The following is a 25754-nucleotide window of genomic DNA, read 5'->3' on the forward strand; positions in this document are numbered from 1 at the left end:
GCCAAAGTGCATTTAAAAAATGTGAATTTGTGCCCATATTTGCATATCAACCTCATTTGCAATGATCACATCCATCGAATAAGCAACTATTGTCATACGGTTTTAACGTGCAAGTCATAAAGATAAATAAGAATAATTACTCCACCCTAAACCACGGATATCAAAATGAATTACAACAAGTTAATCCTTTTAGTTGGTAGCTTATTCGCACTACCAAGCGTCGCAGACACAGACGTCTACCTCACTAATAACTCCGATAAGCCATTGACCATTCAGGTACAACATCAGGGAACAGCAGAGCTGAATTACGGTGAAGAATGGCAGCAGCACATCGAAACACTGGGGCCTTGGGAAACCAAGTCTGTGCTCAGTTTTAATCGCTGGGAGGGCGTGAAATCCAATCACACTTATCAGTTTGAAACCGTGGTTTCTAACCCAAAAGGGGAGAGTGTCACCCTAAGTCAGGTGATGAAAGGTCATTGGTACAATTCAACCATCGAATATGGAGTATCTTCGGCGGATGTTGGTCTCGTACTCAAAGAGGATCGCGACATACACAGATCAATGACCGACGCCTTTGATAGCGGCACCGAGCTCGCATTTAAGTCCGTCAAAACCGCACGCTACGACGATTTGTATTACACCATTACCCCAAAAAAGGTCGATGAAACTATCGACAACAACGATCAGCACTTAAAACTGATGACCTACAACATTTGGGCTCTGCCGGCTATCGCTTCACATATCGGCGATCGCTACGAGCTACTGCCCAATTATGTCAAAGGTTATGATGTGCTCGCACTGCAGGAGGTATTTGCCAGTGGCCGCGATGCTTTTTTGAGGGAGTTGGCCAAAGAGTACCCTTACCAAACCAAGATGTTGGATAAGGAAGGCATCAACATCTACGACGGTGGCGTCATCATTGTCAGCCGTTACCCTATCGTCAATGAGGCACAATATGTGTTTCCGGATTGTTCTGGCACCGATTGCTTCGCAGACAAAGGGGTCAACTATGCCGAAATCATTAAAGGCGGTGAGGCATACCATGTCTTCGCTACGCACACCGCTTCGTTTGACACAGACACGGCGCGTGCATTTAGACAGAAGCAGTTTCAGCAAATCAAGGCTCTCGCGCATTCATTACAAATTCCCGCTCACGAGACCGTGGTCTACAGCGGTGACTTCAACGTTAACAAGCTCAAGTTCCCAGAAGATTACCAGCAGATGATTACCAACCTGAGCGCTATCGAGCCCGCGTATTCTGGCTACACCGAATCGACATTTGATCCGCGCATCAATGACTTTGCGGGTGAAGCGCTATCTGGTGGCGAGAATGTCGAATACCTCGATTACGTCATGGTGAGTAGCGAGTTTGGTCAGCGTGCCTCTAACGACAACCGAGTCGATGTCTCTCGCTCAACCGATGATAGTTTGTGGAAACACTACAATCTGTCGGACCACTTTCCAGTTGTGGCGGCGATTAAGCCATGAAGCGCCTGACCTTATTAACTGTGTCCGTCATTTTGGCGGGCACCGTGATGCTGTATGTTAGCGGTAATACCCCGTCCCAAGTGCAAGACGCGACTCCAGAAAAGGCAGAAGCAGACACAAACAATGCCGTTCTGATTACTGATTCAACGAGTAGGGTCTCTGCTGGCAGATCTGCATTACCAATGACTAGAAAAAAAGATGGGCTAACTACAAGCCTTGAACATTACGCTCATCAGCTTCAATCTGAAAAAGGTAAAAGACTTATTGATTCACTCGAGTCATTCTGGCGCAGCTGCTTGTCTCAGAGTAACTGCGAGGACAGCCTTATCGCCCTAAAGCAAATCATAACCCCAAACTACTTCGAGCTTACAAAAAACTACCCAGAGCTTAGTCGTCTTTGGCAACAAAGGCTTGGCACCTTGCTCTTTGAAAACGAACAGTCACTGATATCACGTATCGCTCAATTTAAACACCAAGCGAAACTTGTTTGGGGAGAGTGGGCAGAGGTTTTGTTGAGCGATGAATTTGCGGCTTATGATTTCGAACTAAATCAGCAAAACCTACCACTAGAAAGTCCAGAGCAATATCGTGAGGCGTTTGAGGTGCTTTTAGAGGCGTCCCAAGAACATGATTTAGGCTTAAATACCGATGTAGCCAAGTTCGAAAAAGCGGTAAGCTCCTTACCAGACATAATGAACCAGGACGAAAAAAGCGCATTTATTGACGAGCTTGAACACACCTATTTGTCGCCGGCACAGAGCGAGGAAATTCGAGCCAGAGATCGGCAAGTCACCACGCAGCAAAACATGGTCCGAGACTATCACGTTGAATTGAATCAGCTTGAAAATAGTCTTTCGCAGCAAAGAAAAACTGACTATGCAGGGCTAACTGACGCTCAATGGCAAACGCTCTACCAACAAAAAGTCAGTGAGTTTCGACACGAATTTTTTGATAGCTTTTAGCGAGTAAGCGATAGGTTTTGGTCTTGATGAAGTCTATAAAGCAAGGAAAGAAACGAACGGATATGAGTGATATTGCCTGCTATACGCAACGAAGGCACTACTTTGGGTCGTGCCTTCGTTTTTTTAAGTGGCTTTGTTACTCGATTTCAACCATAGGTCTAAACGTCATTTCATGCATCACTACATCAGCTGGCAGCTCTAGTACCTGAATCACCGCTTTAGCAACACTTGCTGGATGCATATACTCAGGGCGCTCTGCCTCGCGGAAATTCGTATCGGTGCCACCAGGGAACAGTGAGGTTACTTTAATGCCATGAGGCTGCGCCTCTTTCATCAAGATGGCGCTAAAACCTGCGAACCCTTGTTTCATTGCTGAGTAGATACTCATGGTTTCGTTGGCACGTTTCGCAGCTGTGCTCACTACATTGATGATTTGACCTGATTTTTTTGGCTTCATCACTTTAAGCGCTTCACGGCTTAGTAGTGCCGGCGCACGAAGGTTGATAGCGTATTGCTCTTCAAACTCTTCTAACGTGAACTCTTCAATCGAGCATTTACGAGAAATCATGCCCGCATTGTTGATCAGTACATCAACACCACCAACAAGTGCGATTGCTTTGTCAAACAGAGCTACCGTTTCACTTGCGTCACTGAGATCCGCAACAACAACCTCGCAACCGGTTTGCTGTTTCAACTGAGCCAGCTTGTCTTCGCTGCGCCCTGACGCAACAACCTTAAAGCCCTTTTCAGACAGTTGTTTAGTAAGCTCGTAACCAATGCCGCTCGTCGCGCCTGTAATTAGGATAGTTTTCATTGTCAGTTCCAGTGATAGCCTATGTTAAGACCAACATAACAAAGTTAGTTTCAAATCAGTAGTTATTTACTGTAACTGAACCTGTAAAGGCTCGAAAATCCTCTAAGCACCGAAAATACAAAAGCGCCACCGTTCTGGTAGCGCTTTTAAGGTTGAATACTACTTAAGCAACTTCAGTTTCCTTCACTGGCGCCGGATTACGAATCAAGAAGTCAAAAGCGCCCAAGCTCGCTTTCGCCCCTTCACCCATCGCAATGATGATTTGCTTGTAAGGCACAGTCGTCACATCACCTGCAGCAAACACACCTTTCAAGCTGGTTGCGCCGTGGGCATCGACTTCAATCTCACCGCGTGGCGATAGTGCTACCTTTGTACCTTTTAGCCATTCACTGTTTGGCACTAGACCGATTTGAACAAAGATACCAGCAAGCTCGATTTGCTTGATTTGATCTGTGTTGCGATCTTTATACTCAAGACCTGTCACTCGAGTGCCATCACCTAACACTTTCGTGGTTTGAGCCATCGTGATGATATCGATGTTTGGCATGCTGTTGGCTTTGTCGATAAGCACTTGGTCTGCACGAAGTACATCCGCAAATTCCAGAACCGTAACGTGCTCAACAATACCCGCTAAGTCAATCGCTGCTTCAATGCCTGAGTTACCACCACCGATAACGGCTGTGCGCTTGCCTTTGAATAGTGGGCCATCACAGTGTGGGCAGTAAGCCACGCCTTTGTTGCGGTACTCTTGCTCACCAGGAACGTTCATTTCACGCCAGCGTGCACCAGTACTTGTTATGACAGAGCGAGCTTTTAGCACCGCGCCACTTTCTAAAACTACGTGAGTGTAACCGTCATCGGTGTCTTCTGCGTCAATGATATTTGCTGCACGCTGCTCAGTAATGACTTCAACACCGTACTCTTTAACGTGCTCTTCTAAACTAGCCACCAGCTTAGGTCCTGTGGTCGCTTTCACTGAAATAAAGTTCTCGATTGCCATGGTATCCATCACCTGACCACCGAAACGATCGGCAACTACACCAGTGCGAATACCTTTACGCGCTGCATAGATAGCGGCAGAAGAGCCCGCAGGGCCACCGCCTACAACCAGTACATCAAACGGTGCGGTTTCGTTTAGCTGATTGGCTTTTTTCTCCGCTGCACCTGTGTCGACTTTGTTTAGAATTTCATTCAGTGACATGCGGCCTTGGCCGAACAGTTCACCGTTAATGAACACGCTTGGTACCGCCATAATATCGCGCTGTTTTACTTCATCTTGGAATGCAGCACCGTCGATCATAGTGACGTTTACCAGTGGGTTAATTGCTGCCATCATGTTGAAGGCTTGAACCACTTCTGGACAGTTCTGGCATGACAGCGAGATAAAGATCTCAACATCTAATGGTGAGTTCAGCTGTGCGATTTGCTCAATGGTTTCGGATTCTAGCTTGATTGGGTGACCACCTGTGTGCAGTAGCGCTAGCACCAGTGATGTAAATTCGTGACCCATTGGCAGGCCGGCAAAACCGATTGCAGTGCCCTTCTCTGGGTTTACAACGCGCATGACTGGCTTGCGCGGGCTTGCAGCGTCGTCGCGAACGACGTCAATTTTGCTGCTAAGTGATGCGATATCATTAGCAAGAGGTTCGATCTTGCTTGCCGTATCACTGTCATCAAGACTTAGAACCAATTGAACTTGGGTTTTAACGTTTTCTAGATACGCTTTTAATTGCTGCTTCATTGCTTGATCTAACATACTGATACCTATTCTATAAGACTGCTTAACATCAGAAGGAATTTAAAAAGGGATAACGAAAAGGGAACCCTTTTGATGTTGAATTAATAATGTATTTAAAGGGTGCACGCCCCCACTTTTACAAGCCAATGGTAGAAGCCATAAAAGTGACTACGGGGCGTGCAACACGGACACGAATGCCGTTTATTGCTGCGTTTTATTAAGCTCTACGAGCCCTTAGATTTTGCCAACTAGGTCTAGAGATGGTGCTAGTGTTTCTTCACCTTCTTTCCATTTCGCTGGGCAAACTTCACCTGGGTTAGCCGCTACGTATTGTGCTGCTTTCACTTTACGCATTAGGTCTTCTGCGTCACGGCCAATACCTTCTGCTGTGATTTCCATTGCTTGGATAACGCCTTCTGGGTCAACAAGGAACGTTGCACGGTCTGCTAGACCTTGACCTTCACGCATTACACCGAAGTTGCTAGTGATAGTGCCTGTTTGGTCGCCAACCATGTAGTAGTTGATTTTGCCGATAGTGTCTGAGCTGTCGTGCCACGCTTTATGCGTGAAGTGCGTATCTGTTGATACTGAGTAAACCTCAACACCGCGCTCTTGAAGCTCTGCATAGTGGTCTGCAAGGTCACCAAGCTCTGTTGGACAAACAAACGTGAAGTCCGCTGGGTAAAAGAAGAATACTGCCCATTTGCCTTTCACGTCTTGCTCTGTGATTTCTACAAAGTCGCCCTGTTTGAATGCTGTTGCTGAAAATGGCTTGATAGTGGTGTTAATCATAATTTCTACTCTCTCAAAGTGTTTGTGTTGCGCTGTCCTGCGCCGATGTAGATAGTTTGCAACAGCCGCTTGTTTTTGAAAATTCGTCCTTTCCTATTCATTTGATAGGAGATTCCTATTAAGTTTGTGCGGGTATTATCAACGACATAAAAAAGCCCCCTCCAGAGTTGAGGGGGCTGATATTTCATATGTTTAAACGAAGCTGAAGAGGTTACTCGGCAGCAATCACTACCGTTGCTGGCATCCCTGTGAAAAGGTCGTGCCTGCCTTGATACGCTTTGTCCTGCTGGTCTGGGAGTTCGATAGTCAACTCCGATTGATTGCCATAACCATTCACTGTCACGGTTTGCCCCGCTAAATGCTCGATACGATGACCCTGAGTTTGGTAATCATACTGACCAGAGCGAAGACCGCGATTGATGGTAAGGTTTAACGTATTACGGTCATTGCGAGTGAAGAAGCGCAAACGGCGTCTATCATTCTCTTCCATCGCATTGCGATCAACATGATGCAGCGGATCTTGCACCGATACAGACCAGCTATCACCATTGCGCTCTAGGAGAACCAACGCCGGTTTGTCGACGCTCACGTTAAGTGGCTCACCACCTTGTGTTGCGACACTTTCGCTACCTGCTTGATGAAAGGCCATAGCGACGATTTCTCTACTCGCATCTTGTGAGTAGTAAACCACATGGCTCGATTCATTAGTTCTAACAAACAATTGATGTTTAAGCTGCTCGACCAACTCTGGCATTTGCTCAGCAGAGACGTTCGGAATCGCAATGTATTGATAGCTTGAACCGACGCCTTCGCCACTTGGGTGCTGACCATGGTCAATCGCAATATGGAACACCGGCTCACCGTCACCATGAGTACTATTAATGGCATCGCCACCACGCAGCATCACAGACGTTTCTGAGCTCGCTAGAACTACATAACCCATTTTATCCTGATGGAACCAAGCGCTATCTTGAACCGACAATGTGTCGTCGAGGTAGTCGCCTTCATCAACGCTTTGTTGATCGCCACCATCAATTTGATAGGTCAGTGGCGTATCCCATGCCGCCTGATCTAAGGTAGTAATGATGTTGCCGACTTCCCAGCCGTCGCCATTTTTGGTTCTTGTCACCTTAGATCCCAGCGCCACTGCCATGTTATCGATAAACGCTACCGACTTATTCGCAGAGGCAGAGTTATAAGGCGCTTCGCTGTCGTACTTAAATGAGGCAAAACCATGATTGCCATTAGAGACCACGCCGGAGTAATGTTTAGGGTTAAAGAGTTTGAAATCACTCTTCATTGGCAGTTCATTGACTCTAAGCTCCTCTGTTAGACCAGGTAAAGCATGCCAATCCCAGCTGTCCATGACCTTAGAGTACTCATCACCATCAACAAGCAATTGCAGAACACCACCACCATTGTGATAACCGACATCCGGTTCAAAACTCTCTGCCCCCATAGAACGCGATGAATTCATTTTGAACGACATATAGTACGCCGGCGTTTGCTGTCCAGACTGTCTTTGCACCATGAAATCGCTGTTCCAGTAAGCACGATTCACCGTCGCTTCATGGGTATTGTTTTCTAGGTTATTGCGAAAGTTCACCAGTTCTGTTTCGCGGCGGATCTCTGTATCACTGCTTTTCGCCTCCAAAACGGTATCAATCCCTTTGATAAGCTTGGTAAATCCGAAAATAGGCGTGATATCCGAGGCATGACTACGACCAGCCGTCTGAAAATCTAGGCCACCGCGATAGACGAAATTTGGGTAACTATCGAGTACGAAATCTGCCAACTGATTGTAAGTGGCATTGCTCAGCTTCCACGGCGTGTCAGCAAGGATACCAACCACTTCCGAAGGCGTTCCCGCCATCCACTCAAAGCCATACGCAAAGAACGCCATGTCTTGTCTCGCCCCAACGTGATGGGAGACCGTACCATCAGGTAAAATCCCCGATTGACCGTATTTAAAGGCATAACGAGTATTGGTCTCTAGCCACATTTTTAGGTCGTACAAGGCTCCTTTGGGTGTCCATTCCGGTAACAATGAGGTGTTTTGCGCAGCAAACGGAGCATAGTCGCCATACCACCAAGGCTGGTACGTCAGCGGCTGATTATAATCACTCCACAATACACTCATCATGAGCCAAGTTCGCATACGGTGATGACGGTTTGCATCCGCCCAAGCACCAGGGCTGTGTTTTAAATCCTGTTGTAGATAGTAGCGGTTATATTCTGGTTGGCGCTGACGATAGGGAAGATCAAATGCGATTTGCAGCAGCGCTTGAAAGCTCTCTTTAGCTTGCTTCGCTTGGGTATCGCCTCGAGAAATATCTCGATTCATCACGGGTGACATCACAAAGCCCGCAGCACTGATAGGATCGGTAAATCGCCATTGGTGGGTCACCATATTGTGCATCAGAGTAGGCGTATTCGCGAAATCCTTCAGCGGGAAGTGCGCCGTGTAACGACTGATCGCTTTGTATAGCGCGCTCAGTAAACGCTGACGTTCAAACGCTTCCCCTTGATAGCCGAACTGGTCACTGTAAGTTAACGCATAAGCCAACGCATTAATTTGATTAGCTGCTAGCATCAGTTCCTTGCCAAGCACGCGCGGTCGAATATCCAAAAGCTCATCTTCGTTTCTTGCATGGTAGAACTCCATACCTTCAAACGCACCATCGTTGTCGTTGAGCTCTTGAATGTAATCTTCTATCTCGCCGTCGGTATACACAAAAGCGCCTTGCAGACGCCTGCTGCCCTCAAGGAAAGACATGGCACGTTGATGCAAAAGATCCCACTGCGTCTGATGAACCACATTAATCGTAATAGTCCGCTTCTCTACTTGAGCCTCTCCATGTTTCAACACCACGTCAATAGGATATTGACCCATAGACAAACCTGCGTCTTCACTAAGTACGAACTCACCAAACAATCTACCGTTTTCATCACGCTGATTTCTTAGCATAAATGGTGAATGTTGACCTCCTGCAATTTCGTAGTGCAGAGCGTCGCTTAATTGGCTTGGCTTGTAGTTCAGTGGGTGATTGAGGCGACCAACGACCATGTCGCCAGCCTTGGCGTCGACGCTAATATCAAAGTATTCATGATCATAACTGGCAACTGCGAGAGCTTGGGTCTGGGACGACACTGACGTTCGCGCTTCAAGTAATTCCATAAAAGGCAGATCAGAAGCATGAAGAGGGGAATTGAAACCGAGCAAGACAAGGCATGTCAATCGAGTTTTGTTGAGCATTGAGATTCTCTAATTAGGAGGAACAGGAGCGACGAATCTAATGGCTCATAGGTGAAGATTTAAGTTAACTTTTTATTGTAAAGGTCACTATTCATAGAGTTTATGGATTTCTAACTTGAAAGCTACCCGTCGCTGTAAGGAAAAAGTTACCAGCCTACGAACATCAATAAGTAACAGATATGACCAGCTCAATTTACCAAAGAAAGCTGATAAATTGCATGCTAAGTCGGAAGCCAAGTCCCGATTTTACAAAAGGTGAACAATTCATAATGCATCAATCTAATGAATAGACATCAATACTGAGGAAGTGAGAATTTCAGAGGTACAAAAGGTTGCACGCCCCTACTCTAAATTGCCAATGGTAGAAGCAATATAGAGCTATTGGGGCGTGCAACACGGACTCGATAATCCGGTTTACATCAAGCGATACGCTTAGATTTTACCCACTAGGTCTAGAGATGGTGCCAGTGTTTCTTCACCTTCTTTCCATTTCGCAGGGCAAACTTCACCTGGGTTAGCCGCTACGTATTGTGCTGCTTTCACTTTACGCATTAGGTCTTCTGCGTCACGGCCGATGCCTTCTGCTGTGATTTCCATTGCTTGGATGACACCTTCTGGGTCAACTAAGAACGTCGCACGGTCTGCTAGACCTTGACCTTCACGCATTACACCGAAGTTGTTAGTGATAGTACCTGTTTGGTCGCCAAGCATGTAGTAGTTGATCTTGCCGATAGTGTCTGAGCTATCGTGCCACGCTTTATGCGTAAAGTGCGTGTCTGTTGATACTGAGTAAACTTCAACACCGCGCTCTTGAAGCTCTGCGTAATGGTCAGCAAGGTCACCAAGCTCTGTTGGGCAAACGAATGTGAAATCAGCTGGGTAGAAGAAGAATACAGCCCATTTGCCTTTCACGTCTTGCTCTGTGATTTCTACGAATTCGCCTTGTTTGAATGCAGTTGCTGAAAATGGCTTGATAGTCGTGTTGATCATAATTTTACTCTCTCAATATGGTCTTGTTATCTGGTGTGACACTGTCCTGCGCCGATGGATACATATTGCAATGCGAGCGCGTTTTTGAAAATTCGTCTGTGCCTATCTATTCAATTGGTATTTTCTATCAATAGCGATTGGCTTTACCTATCGATGTTGACAACATAAAAACTGGAAGTGTTATTTCGACTTTATTGGAAGTATGGTCAACCTTAGTTTCTCGACTGGCGCCGTCAACCACTGCCAGGTTATAGGTACGAATAATGAACACCCCAACACTTGCTATCCAAGATGCCATCAACTGGATGATGACCCACAATGTCATGTTAAAAGCGACACCAGGAAGCAGCAAACACGCCGCAATTAGCCTCACGCCAGCAACGATTTCCGAAGCCCGCTTCAATGCACTTCGTAAATCAGTGCCTATTTTTGGTCAATTGATCAACGCGGTGGCTGAAAATCATCAGTTTCTTCAAGAAGCAATTGAGCCCGTTGCCCAAGGAGATGCGTTTTTCCGTGAGCTACTTGCGATGCACAAAGTCATTCACCAGAAAGGCAATGCCAAACGTACGCCGCTGCTCATGATGCGTACAGATTTTATGGATGACCAAGAGCTAGGGCCGCAACTTATTGAGTTTAATAGTATTGCAGCAGGTATGGGGCCATTTGGGCAGCGTACTCATGAACTTCATCGCTATCTGCAAAAGCAAGCTCCAAATGCGTTTAACGATGGTGCCGGTCTCATTGGCTGCAAACTGATGTCGCTGTTGAAAGGTCATCTTAGGCGTACTTTGAGCTGTGCTATTGGGTTCAATTGATGGCCCCTCTTGAAGGTAAACCTGTGAGAAAAAAAGTTGCAGCCAGCGGTGCGCTTTTAGGGCGTCCACCAGAACGCCTGCGAGAATGCCTAGAGAGAGTCCAGTCACGACATAAAGCACCGTAAACTTAATACCAAGAATGCTGCCAAGCATGATGACGACCACTTCATTGATAGGCGGTGAGGTGATCAGAAAAGCGATAGTGATACCAATAGGGTATGCGAGCAGATACAGACCCCATAAACAGTGGAATTGAGCTGCAGGAGCAAAAAGGCGTCACAGCGCCAAACATCCCCCCTAAACCATACCCCACTCCTCTATGTTTACCTTGGAGGTAATCTCCGACTTTTTCTGTACTTAGCGCAGCCCGTATCAGAGAGATAACGTAAATCAGCACAACAAGAAGCACCAAAATCTTACTGGTGTCTTCAATGAAAAAATGAACGCCAATACCTACCGAGGTCGATGGAGAAAGTCCAAGTAAAGAATAGGCAAGCCAGTCTGCTAGCCGGGTGAAAACATCCAACATTATGTGATCCTATAGATAAGTCTCTATAGACATCACGTATGAGGTGCAAAAAGGATGCTTTTTTAATTCAAAAAAACTCGTCGCGACCTAAAAAACATCTATCAGCTGCACTCTAATTCGATAGGCGCCACAAAAAATGAAAGACATTTTGCTCTAACTCGGTCTGATTAACTCTATAAACGACAAGTTAGTCGCCTGCGAACACGCAGGCATCATCAGGGGAAGAGTATGTTAATCAAGAAGAATCATCGCTGGGCATTATCTGAGAACGACGCGACGCCAGAGTCGGTTTACAAAGAACGACGAGAGATCTTAAAAAAGCTTGGGATTGCTGTTGTAGGAATGCCACTAGCTGCCAATGCTCAAGCTGGGATATTTGATATCTTCTCCTCTAAAGAGACGACAGCAACAACCGACCCTAGGGTAAATCTTGATGCCACCAAACCCGAGCAATATCAAGCTAGCCTTTCACTCACTCCAGAAAGTAAGGTACTAAAATACAATAACTTTTACGAGTTTGGCACTGACAAAGGCGACCCTACTAACAACTCTTCTGAGTTTATCACTGATCCATGGACAGTTGAGATCGACGGCTTGGTTAACAACCCAATCAAGCTCGACTACGATGACATTTTTAACAAGTATACGCTTGAGGAGCGCATCTACAGACTGCGCTGTGTAGAAGCTTGGTCGATGAATATCCCTTGGATTGGTTTTCCGCTTGCCGACCTGATTAAAATGGCAGACCCTCAAAGCGGAGCGAAATACGTGGCATTCGAAACGCTTTACGATCCAAAACAGTTTCCAGCACAGCGCTCGTGGAGCAGTATTGATTACCCTTATGTTGAGGGGCTAAGACTCGATGAAGCAATGAACCCACTCGCGCTCATCTCAGTTGGGCTTTATGGCAAAACGCTCGCCCCACAAAACGGCGCACCACTAAGGCTTGTCGTGCCATGGAAATACGGCTTTAAAAGCATTAAGTCGATTGTTCGTATTCGCCTTACTGACAAAGAGCCGCCAACAACCTGGAATCGTTCTGCACCAAGTGAGTATGGCTTCTTTGCCAACGTCAACCCACAAGTCGATCACCCAAGATGGAGCCAAGCGAGCGAGCGCTTTATTGGTGAAGGAAGCCTACTGAGCAGTCGCAGGCAGCCTACCTTGATGTTTAATGGTTATGAAGAAGAGGTCGCGCACCTATATAAAGATATGGACTTGAGGAAGTTCTATTAATGAAGCTCTCTCCTAAATCCATAGTCGCGCTAAAGGTACTCATTCATACCGTGTCACTTGGCTTTTTTGCTCTACTAGTCATAGCCATCAACAATGACAGCTTGGGTGGCGATCCAGTGCAGAGCATTATTCATTTCACTGGCATCAGTGCGCTTAATACTCTGTTCATAACCCTTCTCGTCTCACCGTTAGCACGATGGAGCAAACAAGGTCTATTAGTACGAGTGAGACGGCTACTCGGCCTTTACTGTTTCTTTTGGGCTGTATTGCACCTCATCGCCTTTGCGACGCTAGATCTTGGGCTAGACTGGAGCCTACTCGCCTCAGAAATAGTAAAACGACCGTACCTCACTGTCGGTGCTGCTGTTTGGGTTATTTTGCTACTGCTATCGGTTACATCAACCCAAGCCATGATGCGCAAGCTCGGTTCAAAGTGGCAAAAGCTGCACAACTGGGTTTATTTGGCGGCGATACTAGCGCCTATACACTTTTATTGGTCAGTTAAATCAGAGGTGGCAGAGCCAATCGTCTACATGCTCATCGCTGTATTACTCTTAGCGGCGCGGTGGAAAGTGCTCAAAAAGCGGCTTGGTGTAAAGGCTTGACTGAGTACTTATCGGATGGTTTGAACAAAAACGATGACCGTTTGGCTAAAGTGTGCGATCGAGCCATTTGAATTCTGTATTTGTTGATTAGCCAGGAGTTTTTTGTGAATCAAATGTTTTAACATTGCGTTGTCCGCAGTCGTTTTAACACTGACACAGATGGTGATAGAAAATGGAATTAATAAGTACAAGCTGTACGCCTCGCCAAGCACACATCAATGCCGCTCTCGGCTCTCTCGTCGTGGTCGCAGTCGCAATCTTCTTTATGGATATAATGGGTGGCACCCCATCAATACTCTTTGCTCTTGTCGCGTCAGTCGCTTGCATCGCGAACTTACGCCATCTGTTTGTTCAGCCAAAAACAGATACTGAAGAAATCAAAGTGACCACCGGATCCGTTGAAAGCGTCACTGTCACTGAGCAACCAACGCCGCCACAAAAAGCGCCGCCACGTAGACGACCAAATCTATATTTAGTTAAGTAGTCACTTATAAAAAGGTTCAAACACTGCGTTTGAACCTTTGATGTTATATTTAATGACGCTTGAAGGTGAAGACCTTCCTCTTATTCAAAGTGGATAACACCCTTTAGTAACTCTTTGTTGTCGACAACGGAATTCTGATAATCCAATCCGACTGTGGCAAAGTCAAAGCGATGTGTAAGCATCATATTGGCCGTCAATTTACCCTGCTCCATCAACTGCTGCACTTTGCTAAAGTCTTCCATGGTCGCATTGCGACTGCCCATCAGTGTGGTTTCTTTTTTATGGAAATCAGGGTCGCTGATCTCTAGGTTGCCTTTAAACAAACCAACGAAAACAATCTTGCCACTATGACGAATATGATTCACCGCACCGTTCATCGCATGAGGGTTACCTGTGGCATCAATCACTACTTGAGCCAACGCACCGTTAAATTGCGCTTTGAGCTGCTCATGGAAATCCGCATCCATCGGGTTAAGCGTTGCTAGCTTAAGTTCACTTTCCACATGCGCGCGACGCTCAGCTTGCGTATCTGCCACGACAACACGTGCACCATCCGCTGCTGCGATAGCAGCTGCGCCAAGACCAATTGGCCCTGCGCCGACTACTAAGACAGCATCGTCTGCCGATAGCGCAGCACGTCTGACTGCATGAGCACTGATTGCAAACGGCTCAATCAAGGCTGCGGTTTCATTATCAACGCCATTGACCTTTAGCACGTTCGATTGCGGCACTGAAAGGTACTCACAGAAGCCACCATCTTGATGCACACCAATCACAGAAATGTTTTCACAGCAGTTGGTTTTGCCGCTCAGGCACGATGGGCACTCAAAACAAGCCACATAAGGGATTAACGCAACTTTATCGCCAATTTGGAAATCGCCTGAGACGCTCGCGCCCATTTCAGTCACTTCACCACAAAGCTCGTGGCCCAAAACGCGCGGATAGCTGAAGAAAGGCTGGTTACCAGTAAATGCGTGAATATCCGTGCCGCAAATTCCCACTGCAGCCACCTTAACCAATAGCTCATTAGGGAGCACTGTTGGCATCGCTTTTTCGGTATAGCGCATTTGATGAGGCTGTTCACATACTAGTGTTTTCATTGTCTTGTCTCTTACGTATTTTGAATAGCTCAATTGTATTTAAACGGGTTTTTATTGGTTTTTTTTCACTAAAATATGTGCTTTCTATCAATGTTGATGGGTTTTTAATGGTATTTTATTGCAATCAAGGCAACGACTAGGACGTCAATCATGGCGCGCAATAAGAATCTTCGCGAAACCACCACCAACCAGTTACTCGATGCAATCAAGCTTGGCCACATCGATTCACCGTTACCGTCACAAGCAGCGCTGGCCGATCTGTTTAGCGTTAGCCGAACCACGATTCGACACGTTATGAATGACTTGTGTGATAAAGGCGTGCTTGAGCAAGAGGACGCTGAATGGACAATTAAACGCTCACCTTCTGAGCAAGATGGCTACAACACTCCGCTATCAGAGAACGAGCTCCAGCGGGCACAGTTCGAGGTGTTCTTTAATAACGCCATCAAATCCAAGCAGATGATGCCAGGGCAGGAATTTACCGAGCTAGAGCTGTCAAAACAGTCCAAATGCTCGACCACTGTGGTACGTGAACACCTCATTCGCTTCTCACGCTTTAGTCTGATTGAGAACATCCACCGCGGCCGCTGGCGCATGGTTCAGTTTGAAAAAGGTTATGCGGCTAGCTTATTTGAGCTGCGCGAGATGTTGGAGTGCCATGCCTTAAGCCGCTTTATGAACTTGCCTTTAAGTGATGAACGATGGCAAAAAGCGCAATATTTACTGCATGAGCATAGAGAGCTTCGCGATACTATGGTCAGTGAATTTCGCGCGTTTTCCGAGCTCGACCAGAAGTTTCACTCGCTGCTGCTTTCAGCGTCCAACAATCCATTTATGGATCAGTTCTATGACATCATCTCGATGATATTTCACTACCATTATCAATGGGATAATACTGACTTGCGCAAACGTAACATGGTGGCGATTGAAGAGCACATGGCCATCTTAAGCAAGATGCTGAGCCGAGATGACATTGGGGCGATGGGCGAGCTAAGACGGCACCTTCAAACCGCCAAGCGAACGATGGAAAACAGTCTAATAATGGAAAAGCCAGCGTAATGCTGGCTTAATTATTTCGTCATCTTGATTACGAGCCAAACACCATATTTGGCAGACCAATCGAAATCATCGGGATGTAAGTAATCATTAGTAAGGCGACAATCAGTAACATCCAGAATGGCATCACTTCTTTCACAAAGTCCTCTATCGACACCTTGGTAATCGAACAGGTCGTAAACATCACCGTACCGAGTGGCGGGGTAATAGTGCCAATCGCACTATTGAAGATAAAGATAATACCAAAGTGTACAGGGTCGATGCCGTAAGACGCAGCCACAGGCGCTAGCAGCGGAGCCAATACAATCATCACCGCGTTGCCTTCTAGGAACATACCAATGATCAGTAGGAAAAGGTTAACCAGCAGTAAGAAGGTAAACGGACTTTCAACGGCGCCAGTCAGCCATGTCGCTAGGTTTTGCGGTACACGCTCCCAAGTCAGGAACTTAGAGAAACCCACTGCCACACAGATGATCAACAAGACGTTTGCAGAAGCAAGCACCGACTCTTTCGTCGCACTCCAAAGCAAAGACGTATTCATCTGCTTATAAACAAACATACCCAATACCAGCGCATAAAGCACTGCAGCTGCGCCCGCTTCTGTTGGCGTAAACACACCAAAGCGAATACCACCGATGATGATGACAGGCAGCAACAGTGCCAAGAACGCATCTTTCGCAGAGATAGCGATTTCCTTCGCAGAGGCACGCTTTTCACGGATTGGCGCATAGTTGCGTTTTTTCGAGATGACCGAAACCAGCCCCATCATCATCCCACACAACATGACCCCAGGAACCACACCGGCTAAGAATAACTTACCAATCGATACGTTATTGACGTAACCGTAGATAATAAGAGCAATACCCGGTGGAATGATTGGTGTGATCAGTGATGATGCTGCCGTTACCGCAGAAGAAAATGACGCGCTGTAACCACGAGCCACCATTTGAGGTACTAGAAGTTTCGAGCTCATTGCCGCATCGGCGATATTAGAACCGGAAAGGCCGCCCATCAAAGTACTCAACACAACGTTGACCTGTGCTAGTCCGCCGTTCATGTGACCCGTCAGTACTTCAGAGAACTTCAGCAAGCGCTGGCTGATGCCAGAGTGGTTCATGAACACACCCGCCATAACAAAGAATGGGATAGCGAGCAATGTCACTGATTCTAAACCACCAGCCAGTCGCTGAACCATCATCATCATTGGCAAATGGTCGTTAAGAAGGAAATAAGCCAAGGTCGCAAGGAAAATACAAAATGCGACAGGAATACCCAATGTAAATAGGAAAAGCAGGGCGGAAATCGGCAGAATGACTGACATGATTAGTCTTCCTTATTGCGAGAAGCGAAGAACGAGTAAAGGTGCTTAAGTTGGTGATAAAGCATAAACATGCCGCTCACAGGAACTGCTGCGTAGATATAGATATATGGAATTTTAAGCGCAGGTGTAAATCTCACTTGAGAAAACGGCAGCAGTTTCCAACCCCAATACACCATGAACACTAATGCAAAAATCACCAATAGCGGTCTAATTAAGTTATCCAACACGTTCGCCGCCGACGCTGGGATTTTGTGAACCAGAAAATCGATTCTGACCACTTCATCTGTACGCATCAAGGCGCTCGCGCCCATAAAGGTCATCCAAACAAATAGGGCTAGACAGACTTCTTCAACCCAGGCACTTGGCGCGTTAAATACGTATCGTGTCACCACGCCATAGCTCATCAGTACAACGATAATGGCTAAGAATGAGGCTGCAACAGCGGTGTCGAGCTGACTGATTCGGTCAAGTGTTGCCATGATTTTGTTTTTTGGCGACAGCTCGGTGTGATTGAGTGAAACTTGAGTTTCCATGATGTGCTCCAAAAGCTGAAATAAGGGGGCTCAAAGAGCCCCACATTGGTTACAGCTGTTCTAACTTGTCTTGAACGTCTTGATATAGATTTGGAGTCCACTCAGGGAACTCGCTTTGCACCACTTTACGTGCTGATTCTTCAAACGCAGTGATGTCCACTTCGTTGATCGTCACGCCTTCAGCTTTTAGCTGGTCAATCGCTTGCTGCTCGCTCTCGGCAATCAGTGTCGCGCCATAGCTCACCATATCGCGGCTGGTTTCAAGGATGATGCGCTTCTCTTCATCAGAGAGTGATTCCCAGAACATAGTGCCGGCCACAAATGGCGACATATGCTTAGTGTGTGTTGTTAGGTTGAGGTTTTTCACTACTTCATGGAATTTACCGCCATGTAGCACCACGGCTGGATTCTCTACCCCTTCAATCACACCTTGAGAAAGACCTGGATAGACATCCGCTAGAGACATTGGCGTTGGAACGCCGCCCATCGCTTTCACCGTTGCAACAAACAAGCGAGAGTGTTGAACACGCACTTTCACACCATCTAAATCAGCCGGTGTTTTCACCGAACCTTTAGAAAGCAGATGGCGGGTACCGTACACCACATCTGGCACTACGATTTTCAGTCCTTTATCCGCCAAATCATCGTTCAAGCCTTCAAACCACTCGGTGTGAAGCAGCTTCGATTTCTTCTCGAAAGATTGAGACAGGTAAGGCGCATTGATGATGCCAAGATCTGGCACCGTATCCATTAGGTAGCCGTAAGAGCTGATGGTAATGATGTTGGCACCAAATTTCGCTTGCTCCATCACCTCTGTTTCGCTGCCCAATTGGCTCGATGGGAACAGACGGAATTGGATTTCACCGTTTGATTTCTCTTTTACTTGGTCAGCCCAGTAGTGCATCGCTTTGTCGATAGGCTCACCCGGTTGGTTGCCGTAAGCGATCATCACTTCCGTCGCTGCGTTGGCGCCAAACGCCATCGCTAGCGTCATACCGACAGCACAAGAGAGTTTTTTCACAGTGGTTTGTAGGGTAGTCATTGCTTTTGTTCCTTTTTATATTTTTGCTTTTAGTGGCCGGCTGTTTACTTCGAAAGCTGCTGAATCGCGGCTCTCATACCGAGCGTTTGGATGTTGCTTACATAACCTGTCACCATGGCCTCAAGGTTTGGTAACTCAGTTAGGTCGCATCCCCAATGCTGACTCATCGACAAGAATGCCTTCACATTGCTCGCCTGCGTTTCAGGGTGAGCACGCCATGCGGTGAAAGGGTCTAGAAGATGTTGGTCATCACTGAGTGGAATCTCTTCATCACCACGCTTACCAAGATAGAAGCAGTACAGCGCCGCTAAACTAAAGCTAAGGTGCTTAGGTGCCGTGCCTTCTTGCTCAGTGAACGTTAGAAGCTGTGGTAATAAGCGCGTTTTGAACTTTGTCATTGAGTTCAGCGCGATAGAAAGTAGGTAGTGTTTGATGTATGGGTTTTTAAAACGGTCGATAACGCTGTCTTTAAACGCAAGCAGCTCATCTTTATCCATATCCAGAGATGGAATCACTTCGTCTTCAAGCAAGCGATTTAGGAATGGATAGACGTCGTTATCATTGATGGCTTCGCTAACGGTATCAATACCGCATAGATAGGCAACCGCCACCATTGCGGTGTGTGCACCATTAAGAATGCCAACCTTACGTTGTTTGTAAGGGGTAATGTCTTCAACGACCTTTATGTTGAGATCGAGTTGGTCTAGCTTGAGTTTACTCTCAAGCCATTTCGGACCTTGGATAACGAACAAGTAGAAATACTCTGCAGCAACGACGAAATTGTCTTGATAGCCCAATGCCGTTTCAAGTTCGCTGAGTTCGTCTTTTGGGTTACCGGTGACTATTCTATCAACTAACGTGGAACAAAATGTGTTGGCTGTCATAATCCAATCACAAAATGTTTCGCCAAGTTGCCATTCGTTAGCGTATTTCAGCACAATCTCCTTTAGCGCTTCGCCATTGGCATCAATCAGCTCACAAGGTAGGAAGATAAGTCCCATGTCTTGCGCGCCATTGAAGAACTCAAAACGTCTAAACAAAAACTGCGTCACTTTGGCAGGGAAGCTAACGGGAGGAAACGCATCAAAGGTGTCTTGATCGTTGTAAACGATACCCGCTTCCGTGGTGTTCGAGACCACCCACTCAAGCTCTGGGTTTTCAGCAATCTTTAGGACTTCTTCATACTCACCGTACGCCATCACTTCGCGATTAACAGAAGTGATCACACGAGGCTCGGCAACACTTTCACCTTGTTCGTTGATGCCTCGGATAAGCGCTGTGTAAACGCCTCCTTGGGTATCCAGTTTTGGGTGGCCAGCATCAATTGGTCTAACTACGGTAATACCCGCATTAAAGTCAGTGTGTTCATTAAGTAAGTCAAATTGCCAATCTACAAAAGCGCGTAGAAAATTGCCTTCGCCAAACTGAACCACTTTTTCAGGTCTGATGGCGTGGATGGATGGATCTCTTGTGAGTAGTGTCATTCTTAGTCCCTAAACGATAGGTAATAAACGATAGGTAAACGCTGTTGTCGGACAGGTGTTATCGATTGTGGGATTGAGTGTAAGCCGGGCTTTTCACTAACACGCGACAAATTAATCGCAAACGTGTAAGTGATCATCGTTATCTGTTTTTTATCTGTTTTTTATTTGCTATTTCATTTCAAACACCCGTTCATTAATACAACACATTCTCTATATCAGGCCTGATGACTGATTATTTTATATATCGTTGGGGGAGGCGCTGTTTTTAATTGATTAAAATACAACTCTAGCGTTAGAATGTTTGCGTCGGACGGGAATCACATGACTGGGATACCCATGAAAGCTTTTATCAAAATTCACTCAACAGACAATGTTATTGTTTGCTTACAAGCACTAACGAGCAATCTCACGTTAGATGTCGACACAACCGAACTCACGTTGAAGCAAGACATGGATCGCGGCAGTAAGGTTGCTCTGAGCGATCTGAATACTGGCGATGCCATATACAAATACGGCAGCATCATAGGTACAGCGACTCAGCCTATTAAGCGTGGCGAGTGGGTACATACTCACAACATGAAGACCACGCTATCTGACACCAATGACTACCAATACACCCCGAACTTCGTTCGTCCGCGCCGCTATGAGCAAGCCATGCCAACGTTTAAAGGCTACGAAAGAGCCAATGGTGATGTGGCGATCCGCAATGAAATCTGGGTCATTCCTACCGTTGGTTGCGTCAATGGTATTGCTCAGCAAGCGATTAACTGCTTTAAACAAAAGCACCCTGCTGTTGATTGCGATGGCCTGTTTTTGTTTCCGCATAACTATGGCTGCTCACAGCTTGGCGACGACCATGAAAACACTCGCCAAATCCTCGCCAATATGGTTCGCCACCCAAATGCGGGAGGCGCGTTGGTCATTGGGCTAGGTTGCGAAAACAACCAAATTGCCCCTTTCAAGGAGCTAGTCGGTGACGTCGACGATAGCCGTATCCGATACATGATTGCCCAAAATGAGCAAGATGAAGTCGCCGTCGCCCTTGAGCACCTAGAGGCTATTTATGACACAGTTCGCCAAGACCAACGCTTTGATATTCCATTAGGCAAACTCAAAGTTGGCCTTGAATGTGGTGGCTCCGACGGCTTATCTGGCATCACCGCCAACCCAATGCTGGGCGAATTTTCAGATTTTCTCATCCACTTTGGTGGCACCTCTGTACTCACCGAAGTACCAGAGATGTTTGGAGCAGAACACATCTTGTTTGAGCGCTGTATTGATAAACAAACCTTTGATAAAGCCGTCGAGATGGTCAATGGATTCAAGCAGTACTTTATCGACCACAATCAGCCAATCTACGAGAACCCATCACCGGGCAACAAGAAAGGCGGCATTTCTACGCTGGAAGATAAATCCATGGGTTGTACTCAAAAAGCAGGCACCAGCCCAGTCATTGACGTACTTGAATATGGAGAAGTGTTGGCAAAACCTGGCCTTAACCTATTAAGTGCACCAGGCAACGATGCGGTTGCAACGTCTGCCTTGGCGGCAAGCGGCTGTCATATGGTGCTGTTCACCACAGGTCGCGGCACCCCTTATGGCGGTTTTGTCCCTACCATGAAAATCTCGACCAACTCAGAGCTTGCTGCCAATAAGCCGCATTGGATTGACTTTAATGCCGGTCAATTAGTGGAAGAGATTTCTATGGACGCCTTGGTTGAGCAGTTTATCGATAAAGTGATTACGATCGCCAGCGGTGAGAAAACCAACAATGAGCGCAATGGTATTCGTGAGTTGGCGATATTTAAGTCTGGCGTGACGCTATAGCCATTAACCGCCCATCAAAACAAGGCTCAACCATTTGGTAGAGCCTTGTGACCTTTAGGTAAATGGATCGAGCTTTTGCAGACGATATTGCAACGGAGAAATAACGTAATAGCGCTTAAAGCTACGCACAAAAGCGCTCGCCTCACTGTAGTTGAGAGTTTCAGCAATGGTGCCGATATCAAGTTCAGTATTTTCCAGCAATTTGGATGCCACCGCCATACGTGCGCGCAGTACGATATCTCGAAGACTAAGTCCATTGCGTTGGAGGTAAAAACGCAGTTGCCTCGAAGTAATAGAAAACTCCATAGCAACATCTGGCACCGTACTTTTAGTAAAGTGCGAGCTAATCACAACTTCAGACACCTTTCGTTCAATATCACTCAACTTATCACCCTCAAGGCCATCATTCGATATCAGTTGATTTGATAGTAAAAGATCGATACATGAATGTTCGAGTGAAATCGGCTCATTAAGCCAACTAGTGGGTAGTTTGATGAGTGTTTGCGGCTGATTGAAACGCAGAGTGCAACCTGAAAAGAGAGCTCGATACTGCGCAACGTAATGCGGCGCGGGATAGCAAAAATCGAGCACCAGCTTATCCATATCCGCCCGATGACCAATGATGATGCGGATCAGCAAAGCCCAATATCCAGCGGCAAAGTCTTCACTGAGTAGCTGCACCGCATCATCGTCAGCATTAATACCTGGCACTATCGTTAAATAGTCAGACGCTTCCACCAGCGACTCTTCATAGTATGTCGTCGTCATCGCCAAAAACTGCTGAGAAAGTGTCAACCCCATACGAACACTTGAACTGGCAGCAACGACGTAGCCATATAAACCAAAGTCTTGCACGGTTACGCGCTCATACAGCTTTAAATACAGGCCAGGTATGAATTTATTGTAATGGCGCGCCCACTGCTCAGCTTGTATTAAGTCCATATCCGCCTGCTTGGTAACACGCTCTGTCAGTTGGCGTTTAAGTGACAGAGCCATTGACGGGCGCTCGCTTTCAAGCACTTCTATTAAGTACTGAACGATCACTTTAGCAAAATAGTGGTTCTGTTCGCGTAAGTTCATCCATGTCTCATAAATCAATCTCTTCATGTCTAAAATGTCAATTTCATTTAAAAAAGTCAATTATTGAACATCGGAAACTGCAACGATTAGGGCTTTAAAGCGCGACAACACTATAGGCTATTCTATGTCTGAGAAGATCCCTAATTTCTATGCCTCTCGGCGCACCTTTATGGGCGCAGAACGCATTCACAACTTAGCTGAACACAATCTCGACTATGCGATGCTTGGCGTTCCTTACGCTGAAGGTACATTCGCCCCTTATATTCAGGCGGGACAAGCAGAAATGCCTAATGCCCTTCGTGATAACCCTGTGACCATTTTCTTTGATATTGGTGATGTCGGGCTCTACGACGTCGATACCGATTTAACCCTACTTGAAGGCATTAAAATCGGCGATATCGGTGACGTCGTAATTAGCCCAGGAGAGGGAGAGTTAAACAGAAACCGCATCACAAATAGCGTCAAAGAGATTTTAAAGTCAGGTGCCGTACCTATCACTGTAGGAGGCGATCACTCCATCACTTACCCGCTGGTTCGTGGTTTTGAAGACTGCGGGCACCAAATCGATTTTGTCTACTTTGATGCTCACCTCGACTTTGCGGACATGCCGCTGCAGTCTGAGTTTAATCACGGTACTCAAACCACACATATCCGTAAGTTCCCTTTTGTGCGAAACATTACCGTTATAGGTGCACGTAACTCTACCGCCGCAGAATTTAGGCGAGCGAAACAGGCGGGGATTCGAATCATACCCGTTAGCGAAGTCGACGCGTGCGGCGCAAAGGCGATCATGCAAGAAGTGATTGATGCCAATGTACCAACCTATGTATCACTCGATATCGATGGTATGGACGCGGTTTACGTTCCGGGCACAACCCACCCAGAATCTGGCGGAATAACGTTCAAACAGCAAAAAGATCTACTGTTCGAACTCAACAAGGCCGCAGAGGGCAATATTTGTGGTTTTGATATTGTCGAGCTTTGTCCTGCTAATGACGTCAATCACATCACCGCCCTCACCGCATCTAAACTCACGGCCCTGATGATGGGCTACCGCAGCCATTTTTTGAATAAGTAGGTCAACATTATGCCAATCATGAAACTCAGCCAATCCTATTTTCCTAAGACTGGGTACGGCAAAGAGGACGTACTCAACAAGCTCGATGAACTCAAGCAAGGCATGGTACCTGTTGAGGGCGGTCGTTTTGGTATGTATTCACTAAAAGGCAATGAGGATATCCAAGATATCGTGGAGCAAGCCGCGCTGAAATTCTTCTCGTTCAACGCGCTTTTTACATTTATGAACAAGCCAGCGGGACAAATCGAAGACGAGCTCATTGAAATGATTCGTGAAATATTCCATGGCAGTGACGACATGCGCGCCAACTTCACCACCGGCGGGTCTGAGTCCATTTACTGTGCAATGAAAGCAATGCGAGATTGGGCTCGTGAAACCATGCCGCACATCAAAGAGCCCGAATTAGTGATGCCGTATTCCGCACACTCCGCATTCTCGCGCGGAGGCAAGTACTTCGGCATCAAGATTGTTCGAACTCCAGTCGCAGCAGACAATCGCGTTGATATCGAAGCCACCAAAGCCGCGATCAACGAAAACACCATCGGTCTTGTTGGCTCTGCACCTTGCTGGCCATTTGGTGTTTACGATCGTATTGAAGAGTTATCTGAGCTAGCAGCAGAGAAAGGTCTGTGGCTTCACGTCGATGCCTGTGTGGGTGGCTATCTCGCCCCCTTCGTTAAGAAAGCAGGCTACGAGCTTCCGAACTGGGATTTTACCGTACCGGGCGTGCGCTCTATTTCTGCTGATATGCACAAATATGGCTATGCTCCTAAACCAATGTCGACTGTGATGTATCGCGGGGGAGATGAGCAGTTTCATCACTATACCGTCGTTGATGACTGGCCTTGTGGTGCGTACTTTACCCAGTCATTGGGGGGTAGCCGTACCTTCGCCTCAACCGCAGGTGCGTGGGCAGTGATGAACTACCTAGGTGAAGATGGCTATGTCGAAAATGCGAAACGCATTATGACCATTAAGCAAATGATGATTGATGGCTTAGCGCAGTCAAATGATCTTCGCACCGCCAACACGGATTTGTCACTGCTCATTATTGACTCTCCTACCTTGGACATCACTAAAGTCGTTGCTGGTATGTCTCAGCGAGGTTGGAGTTTGCTAGGCAACGCTCAGCCACCAGCTATTCATCTGGCTATTGATCCAATTTCGGATGAACAAGTCGAACGTATGCTTATCGACTTTTATGATGTGGTCGAAGAGGTGAGATCTGGGGAGGGGGAACAGCAAGGCTCCCTTTCGTATTCAGGAGGCCATGGGCAAAGCTACACACCTAAGTGGGTGAGACAAGTGCTGGAGATACTACCTAAAAAGCTCTCTAAGTAACCCCTAAAGTTAAAGGTAGCTCAAGTGCAGTGAGCTGCCTTTGCCTCAAATGATTCCATAACGGTTTAAATTGACACAGGCCGTAGTGACACCTTACTAGCTATTAGTATGAGCTGAAAGCCCTTGCGAACACACTCACGAATGACTAGTGCACTTCTACCTGCATGCATATATACT

Annotated in this window: 22 protein-coding genes and 1 pseudogene; 10 read left to right on the plus strand and 13 right to left on the minus strand. The window is 46.6% G+C overall.

The window, feature by feature from the left end:
- The first annotated feature begins 165 nt into the window (after positions 1-165).
- Both L4C42_RS10205 and L4C42_RS10210 read left to right on the plus strand, forming a co-directional pair.
- Positions 166-1491: a sphingomyelin phosphodiesterase gene (locus L4C42_RS10205; RefSeq protein WP_353499995.1), complete on the plus strand. Its 1326-nt coding sequence runs from the start codon at positions 166-168 to the stop codon at positions 1489-1491.
- Positions 1488-2453: a chromosome partitioning protein ParA gene (locus L4C42_RS10210; RefSeq protein WP_429760379.1), complete on the plus strand. Its 966-nt coding sequence runs from the start codon at positions 1488-1490 to the stop codon at positions 2451-2453. The genes L4C42_RS10205 and L4C42_RS10210 overlap by 4 nt, the downstream gene beginning before the upstream one ends.
- A gap of 136 nt (positions 2454-2589) precedes the next feature.
- On the opposite strand, the gene L4C42_RS10215 is transcribed toward L4C42_RS10210, so the two are convergent.
- The 5 genes from L4C42_RS10215 to ahpC (L4C42_RS10235) all read right to left on the minus strand — a co-directional run bounded on the left by L4C42_RS10215 (position 2590) and on the right by ahpC (L4C42_RS10235) (position 10043).
- Positions 2590-3267, minus strand: coding sequence for an SDR family oxidoreductase (locus L4C42_RS10215; protein WP_353499997.1), 678 nt, complete (start codon positions 3265-3267; stop codon positions 2590-2592).
- 163 nt (positions 3268-3430) lie between these two features.
- Positions 3431-5023, minus strand: coding sequence for an alkyl hydroperoxide reductase subunit F (gene ahpF, locus L4C42_RS10220; RefSeq protein ID WP_429760382.1), 1593 nt, complete (start codon positions 5021-5023; stop codon positions 3431-3433).
- Between the two features lie 216 nt (positions 5024-5239).
- Positions 5240-5797 carry an alkyl hydroperoxide reductase subunit C gene (gene ahpC / locus L4C42_RS10225; RefSeq protein ID WP_429760384.1) on the minus strand — a complete coding sequence of 186 codons (558 nt, stop codon included), beginning with the start codon at positions 5795-5797 and terminating at the stop codon, positions 5240-5242.
- A 211-nt stretch (positions 5798-6008) separates the two neighbouring features.
- Entirely contained in the window at positions 6009-8975 is a 2967-nt protein-coding gene (locus L4C42_RS10230; RefSeq protein WP_429760386.1) for a polysaccharide lyase family 8 super-sandwich domain-containing protein, read from the minus strand.
- Positions 8976-9485: 510 nt separating this feature from the next.
- Positions 9486-10043 (minus strand): alkyl hydroperoxide reductase subunit C, encoded by a 558-nt coding sequence (gene ahpC, locus L4C42_RS10235; RefSeq protein WP_353500001.1) that lies wholly within the window; start codon positions 10041-10043, stop codon positions 9486-9488.
- 323 nt (positions 10044-10366) lie between these two features.
- On the opposite strand from ahpC (L4C42_RS10235), the gene L4C42_RS10240 reads away from it, so the two are divergent.
- Positions 10367-10861: a hypothetical protein gene (locus L4C42_RS10240; protein WP_353500167.1), complete on the plus strand. Its 495-nt coding sequence runs from the start codon at positions 10367-10369 to the stop codon at positions 10859-10861.
- Here the strand turns inward: L4C42_RS10240 and L4C42_RS10245 are convergent.
- Positions 10805-11095, minus strand: a pseudogene (locus tag L4C42_RS10245) (permease); the annotation flags it as partial. The gene L4C42_RS10240 and the pseudogene L4C42_RS10245 sit on opposite strands and share 57 nt — an antisense overlap.
- Entirely contained in the window at positions 11028-11390 is a 363-nt protein-coding gene (locus L4C42_RS10250) for a permease (RefSeq protein ID WP_418642697.1), read from the minus strand. The gene L4C42_RS10250 and the pseudogene L4C42_RS10245, both read right to left, overlap by 68 nt.
- Positions 11391-11618: 228 nt before the next feature.
- On the opposite strand from L4C42_RS10250, the gene msrP reads away from it, so the two are divergent.
- From msrP to L4C42_RS10265, 3 genes are all read left to right on the plus strand, one after another.
- Positions 11619-12626, plus strand: a complete 1008-nt coding sequence (gene msrP, locus L4C42_RS10255) for a protein-methionine-sulfoxide reductase catalytic subunit MsrP (protein WP_353500002.1) — start codon at positions 11619-11621, stop codon at positions 12624-12626.
- A complete protein-coding gene (gene msrQ / locus L4C42_RS10260; protein WP_353500003.1) occupies positions 12626-13231 on the plus strand; it encodes a protein-methionine-sulfoxide reductase heme-binding subunit MsrQ in 606 nt (201 codons plus the stop codon). Before msrP ends, msrQ begins: the two co-directional genes overlap by 1 nt.
- Positions 13232-13403: 172 nt before the next feature.
- Positions 13404-13715, plus strand: coding sequence for a DUF2244 domain-containing protein (locus tag L4C42_RS10265; RefSeq protein ID WP_353500004.1), 312 nt, complete (start codon positions 13404-13406; stop codon positions 13713-13715).
- Positions 13716-13795: 80 nt separating this feature from the next.
- Here the strand turns inward: L4C42_RS10265 and L4C42_RS10270 are convergent, their stop codons facing one another.
- Positions 13796-14815, minus strand: a complete 1020-nt coding sequence (locus L4C42_RS10270; protein ID WP_353500005.1) for a zinc-binding alcohol dehydrogenase family protein — start codon at positions 14813-14815, stop codon at positions 13796-13798.
- A 150-nt stretch (positions 14816-14965) separates the two neighbouring features.
- On the opposite strand from L4C42_RS10270, the gene L4C42_RS10275 reads away from it, so the two are divergent.
- The gene (locus L4C42_RS10275) at positions 14966-15874 is read left to right on the plus strand and encodes a GntR family transcriptional regulator (RefSeq protein ID WP_042500034.1); all 909 of its coding nucleotides are present in this window, start codon (positions 14966-14968) and stop codon (positions 15872-15874) included.
- Between the two features lie 28 nt (positions 15875-15902).
- Here the strand turns inward: L4C42_RS10275 and L4C42_RS10280 are convergent, their stop codons facing one another.
- The 4 genes from L4C42_RS10280 to L4C42_RS10295 are packed head-to-tail and all read right to left on the minus strand — an operon-like array spanning position 15903 to position 20251.
- The gene (locus L4C42_RS10280) at positions 15903-17192 is read right to left on the minus strand and encodes a TRAP transporter large permease (protein WP_353500006.1); all 1290 of its coding nucleotides are present in this window, start codon (positions 17190-17192) and stop codon (positions 15903-15905) included.
- A gap of 2 nt (positions 17193-17194) precedes the next feature.
- Positions 17195-17725 (minus strand): TRAP transporter small permease, encoded by a 531-nt coding sequence (locus L4C42_RS10285; protein WP_353500007.1) that lies wholly within the window; start codon positions 17723-17725, stop codon positions 17195-17197.
- A 49-nt stretch (positions 17726-17774) separates the two neighbouring features.
- Positions 17775-18767: a C4-dicarboxylate TRAP transporter substrate-binding protein gene (locus L4C42_RS10290; RefSeq protein ID WP_353500008.1), complete on the minus strand. Its 993-nt coding sequence runs from the start codon at positions 18765-18767 to the stop codon at positions 17775-17777.
- A gap of 44 nt (positions 18768-18811) precedes the next feature.
- Positions 18812-20251, minus strand: a complete 1440-nt coding sequence (locus tag L4C42_RS10295; protein WP_429760391.1) for a tagaturonate reductase — start codon at positions 20249-20251, stop codon at positions 18812-18814.
- A gap of 336 nt (positions 20252-20587) precedes the next feature.
- Here L4C42_RS10295 and L4C42_RS10300 point away from each other — a divergent pair, with 336 nt between their 5' ends.
- Complete coding sequence (locus L4C42_RS10300) at positions 20588-22078, plus strand: UxaA family hydrolase (protein ID WP_353500010.1); 1491 nt, start codon at positions 20588-20590, stop codon at positions 22076-22078.
- Between the two features lie 54 nt (positions 22079-22132).
- Here the strand turns inward: L4C42_RS10300 and L4C42_RS10305 are convergent, their stop codons facing one another.
- Positions 22133-23158 (minus strand): AraC family transcriptional regulator, encoded by a 1026-nt coding sequence (locus L4C42_RS10305; protein ID WP_429760393.1) that lies wholly within the window; start codon positions 23156-23158, stop codon positions 22133-22135.
- A 124-nt stretch (positions 23159-23282) separates the two neighbouring features.
- On the opposite strand from L4C42_RS10305, the gene L4C42_RS10310 reads away from it, so the two are divergent.
- Together L4C42_RS10310 and L4C42_RS10315 are read left to right on the plus strand one after the other, a co-directional pair.
- Positions 23283-24236 carry an arginase family protein gene (locus L4C42_RS10310; RefSeq protein ID WP_418642695.1) on the plus strand — a complete coding sequence of 318 codons (954 nt, stop codon included), beginning with the start codon at positions 23283-23285 and terminating at the stop codon, positions 24234-24236.
- A 9-nt stretch (positions 24237-24245) separates the two neighbouring features.
- Entirely contained in the window at positions 24246-25577 is a 1332-nt protein-coding gene (locus L4C42_RS10315; RefSeq protein WP_418642694.1) for a pyridoxal phosphate-dependent decarboxylase family protein, read from the plus strand.
- The last annotated feature ends 177 nt before the right edge of the window (positions 25578-25754 follow it).

Source organism: Vibrio wakamikoensis, from assembly GCF_050337275.1.
In the GTDB taxonomy this organism is placed as follows: Bacteria; Pseudomonadota; Gammaproteobacteria; order Enterobacterales; family Vibrionaceae; genus Vibrio; species Vibrio chaetopteri.